The following is a 1,096-nucleotide window of genomic DNA, read 5'->3' on the forward strand; positions in this document are numbered from 1 at the left end:
CCGAGTTGGAAGCGGGCGCGGAGGTGGATCCGCGGTGCTACGTCCGACTCGGGACGGTGCGTGGGTCCGGCGGGCCTGTCGGGCCTGTCGGGTAGGGCGCCCCCGATTGGTCGTCGCCTTCCGGGGAAGGGGCCTCCGGCGTCGGGGCGCCCGGCGCCTGAAGGGACTTGGCGTACAGGCTCTTCCAGGTCCCGTCCACCGCCAGGTCCCGAAGGGTGGCGTTGATCGCCCCGCGCAGCGCCTGGTCGTTCTTGTCCACGCCGATGCCGTACTTCTCGACGGTCACCGGCGCTCCGACGATCTTCAGGTGTGCGGAGTCGCGCGCCGCGTAACCCTGGAGAATCACCTGATCGGTGGTGACCGCGTCGACCTGCCCGGCGAGCAGCGCATCCACGCACCTGGCGTAGGAGTCGAGCCCCACCGCCGCGGCCTGGGGGAATTCGCGCTGGACCTTGAGCAACGGACTGCTCCCCGTCGCCGAGCACACCCGGTGACCCGACAGCGACGCGTTCATGCCGGTGATCGTCGACTCGTCGGCGCGGACCATCACGCCTTGGCCGGTGACGAGATACGGACCGCCGAAACCGACCTTCTCCTCGCGTTGTCGGGTGATGCTGTAGGTGCCGATGTAGTAGTCGATCTCCCCGTTCGCGATGGCCGTTTCGCGGTCCGGCGCAGGCACGGCCTTGAACTCGATCCCGTTCGGGTCGAACCCGAGGCGAGTCGCGAGCACCCTGGCCATCTCGATGTCGAACCCCTCGTACCGGTCGGTCCCGGAGACCAGGATTCCCAGACCCGGTTGGTCCTGCCGCACGCCGACGACGAGCCGGCCGCGGGCTTTGGCCCGGTCCAGCACGATGGAGCCCACCGTGGACGCGTCGCGAACCGGAGAGGGCGGAGCGCCGTTCGACCCCGGCCCGGGGCTCGCTCCCGGTGACGTGGGCTGCGAACCCCCCTTCGGCAACGGGCCGTTCGTTCCGGAAGCCGGAGCGGAAGCGGGACTGTCACCCCTTTTCCCCGCATCATCCGACCCGTGAGACCCGTCGTCGCGCAGGACCAGGATCACGGCGACGGTCACGGCGAGGGCGACCGCGAG

1 protein-coding gene is annotated in these 1,096 nt (G+C 70.2%); it reads right to left on the bottom strand.

Translation table 11 applies throughout. From position 1 onward, the window contains the following. Positions 1-37 precede the first annotated feature (37 nt). Complete coding sequence (locus GT354_RS02720; RefSeq protein WP_161354538.1) at positions 38-868, bottom strand: glutamate ABC transporter substrate-binding protein; 831 nt, start codon at positions 866-868, stop codon at positions 38-40. Between the last annotated feature and the right edge of the window lie 228 nt (positions 869-1,096).

Source organism: Streptomyces sp. SID3343, from assembly GCF_009865215.1.
GTDB lineage: Bacteria > Actinomycetota > Actinomycetes > Streptomycetales > Streptomycetaceae > Embleya.